The organism is Craterilacuibacter sp., assembly GCF_051659485.1.
Taxonomy (GTDB): domain Bacteria; phylum Pseudomonadota; class Gammaproteobacteria; order Burkholderiales; family Chromobacteriaceae; genus Craterilacuibacter.
The window spans coordinates 1-2,781 of sequence record NZ_JBOFOO010000310.1 but is presented as its reverse complement, the minus strand read 5'-3'; the positions used below and the strand labels follow the sequence as shown (position 1 = coordinate 2,781).

3 protein-coding genes are annotated in these 2,781 nt (G+C 63.0%); all 3 read left to right on the top strand.

What is annotated here, in order from left to right:
* Positions 1–771 (top strand): enoyl-CoA hydratase (locus ACRC1E_RS10830; protein ID WP_438515109.1); only part of this gene is annotated, 771 nt, incomplete at its 5' end.
* Complete coding sequence (locus ACRC1E_RS10825) at positions 771–1,886, top strand: enoyl-CoA hydratase/isomerase family protein (RefSeq protein ID WP_438515108.1); 1,116 nt, start codon at positions 771–773, stop codon at positions 1,884–1,886. The genes ACRC1E_RS10830 and ACRC1E_RS10825, both read left to right, overlap by 1 nt.
* A gap of 15 nt (positions 1,887–1,901) precedes the next feature.
* Positions 1,902–2,774, top strand: coding sequence for a 3-hydroxyisobutyrate dehydrogenase (mmsB, locus tag ACRC1E_RS10820; protein ID WP_438515107.1), 873 nt, complete (start codon positions 1,902–1,904; stop codon positions 2,772–2,774).
* Positions 2,775–2,781 lie beyond the last annotated feature (7 nt).

The following is a 2,781-nucleotide window of genomic DNA, read 5'->3' as shown; positions in this document are numbered from 1 at the left end:
GTGGTGATGGACAATCCGCCGGCCAACACCTGGACCGCAGCAAGCCTGACGGCACTGCAGCAGCTGGTTTGCGACCTTGAGGCGCAGCCCGCTACCCGGGCGCTGGTGCTGACCGGCGCCGGCAGCAAGTTTTTCTGTGCCGGGGCCGATCTCAAGCAGTTTGCCGACGGCTCGCACGCGGCGGCAAGCGACCTCTCGCGCCTGTTCGGACGCGCCTTCGAGGCGCTCTCAAACTGGCGCGGCGTCACGATAGCCGCCATCAACGGCTATGCAATGGGCGGCGGGCTGGAGGTGGCACTGGCCTGCGATATCCGCATCGCGGAACAGACGGCGCATATGGCGCTTCCCGAGGCGGCGGTGGGGCTGTTGCCCTGCGCCGGCGGCACCCAGCTATTGCCCCACTTGGTCGGTGAAGGCTGGGCCAAGCGCATGATATTGCTGGGCGAGCGCATCAATGCTGCAAGCGCCTTGCGCATCGGCCTTGTCGAGGAAGTGGTCGCACCGGGCGAGGCCTGTGCCGCCGCATTGGCGCTAGCGGAAAAAACAGTAAGTGCATCGCCGGACGCGGTGGCAGCCTGCAAAACGCTGATCCAGCGCGCGCGCTTCAATGCGCCGGCGCTGAACCTGCCCCTGGAGCGCGAGCTGTTTGTCGGCCTGTTTGATGGCGCCAACCCGCAAGAAGGCATCGCCGCCTTCCTGCAAAAGCGCGCACCTCAATGGCAGCCGTCATTTTCCTGCCCTGAACAGACCCCATATCCAAAAGGACAATGATGGATAGCCCCGTATTATTCGACACCCTCACCACTACCGGCGGCCAGCGCATCGGCGTGGCCACACTCAATGCCGAAAAAAGCCTCAATGCCCTCACCCACAGCATGATCACCCTGCTGTCGGTGCAGCTTGCGCGCTGGCGCCAGGACCCGCTGATATGCTGCATCCTGCTGCGCGGCGCCGGCGACAAGGCTTTTTGTGCCGGTGGCGACGTACGCGCCTTGCGTGCGGCGCTGCTTGAGGATGCACGCCACCCCAACCCGCAGGCGCAGACCTTTTTTGCCGATGAATACCGGCTGGACTACGCCATTCATACCTACCCCAAACCGGTCATTGTGTGGGGCAGCGGCATCGTCATGGGCGGCGGACTGGGCCTGATGGCCGGCGCCAGCCACCGCATCGCCACCGACAGCACGCGTATAGCCATGCCGGAAACGAGCATAGGCCTGTATCCCGATGTGGGCGGCAGCTGGTTTTTGCAGCGCATGCCGGCCAGACTCGGCCTGTTCCTGGGGCTGACCGGCGCCGCCATCAATGCACATGATGCCCTGATCGCCAATCTGGCCGATTGCGTACTTGGCCGAGACAGTTATCCGCAGTTGCTATCGGCGTTACAGGCCGCAACCTGGGAGGGTGATGATGATTTCGCCACCGTCAGCGCCCTGCTGGATACGCTGGAAGACGATTGTCCGCAGGCGCTGCCACCGTCACCGGTGGCGCCACGCCTGATTGCCATCCATCAGCTGATGAACCGCGGCAGCCTCGCCAAAGTCGCCGAAGCCTTGCTGCTGGCGCATGGCGGCACCGACCCTTGGCTCGCTAGTGCGGCAGCCAGCTTCACGGCGGCTTGCCCGGTGTCTGCCGCCGTGACTTGGGAAATTTTTCGCCGGGCACGCCATTTGTCGCTGGCCGAGGTGCTGCGCATGGAGCTGACGCTATCGGTCAACTTCTGCACCCGCCCCGATTTTCGCGAGGGAGTGCGCGCCTTGCTAGTAGACAAGGACAGGCAAGCGGCATGGAGCGTCAAGCATATCGCCGATATGGATGCCAGGACCGTTGCCAGTCATTTCATTTCGCCATGGACAGCAGAAAACCACCCGCTGGCCGAACTGTAAACAGGAGAACAAGCGATGGAGAAAATTGCCTTTATTGGCCTGGGACATATGGGCGGGCCCATGGCCGGCAATCTGGCCGCCAAGGGCTTTGATGTGACCGTGTACGATCTGTCCACGCCAGCCATGACTGCGCTGGCCGCATCCGGTGCCCAACTGGCTACCAGTGCCCGCGCGGCGATTGACGGCGCATCCATACTCATCACCATGCTGCCGGCGGCACGCCATGTCGAGGATTTATATCTGGAGTTGCTGCCGGCACTCGGTGCCGGAACACTGGCTATCGATTGCAGCACCATCGATGCGGCCACCAGCATCCGCCTTGCCGATAATGCACGCGCACGCGGCATTGCCATGCTGGACGCGCCGGTTTCCGGCGGAACCGCAGGCGCGGCAGCGGGCAGCCTGACCTTTATGGTCGGCGGCAATGCCGGGAATCTAGCGCGGGCGCAGCCGGTGCTGGCCGCCATGGGACACAACATCTTTCACGCCGGCGCGCACGGCGCAGGGCAAAGTGCCAAGATCTGCAACAATATGCTTTTAGGTATTCTGATGGCCGCAACAGCCGAAACGCTGGCACTGGGCGTCAAAAACGGTCTGGACCCGGCGGTGCTGTCTCACATCATGAGCAAGAGTTCGGGACGGAACTGGGCACTGGAGCTTTACAACCCGTGGCCGGGCATTATGCCGAACAGCCCCGCCAGCCATGACTATAACGGGGGCTTTATGGGCAGCCTGATGCTGAAAGATCTGGGTTTGGCGCGGGATAGCGCGCATGCGGCTCATGCCGATACCCCGCTGGGGGCGCTGGCCCATGCCCTGTTTGAAAAACATATCGCTGCCGGCCATGGCGGACAGGACTTTTCCAGCATCCAGCAGCTTTATCGTTGACTCACTT

Bases quoted from the DNA above. Each gene is read 5' to 3' on its own strand.
- mmsB (WP_438515107.1), top strand. From the start codon at position 1,902: ATGGAGAAAATTGCCTTTATTGGCCTGGGACATATGGGCGGGCCCATG.
- ACRC1E_RS10825 (WP_438515108.1), top strand. From the start codon at position 771: ATGGATAGCCCCGTATTATTCGACACCCTCACCACTACCGGCGGCCAG.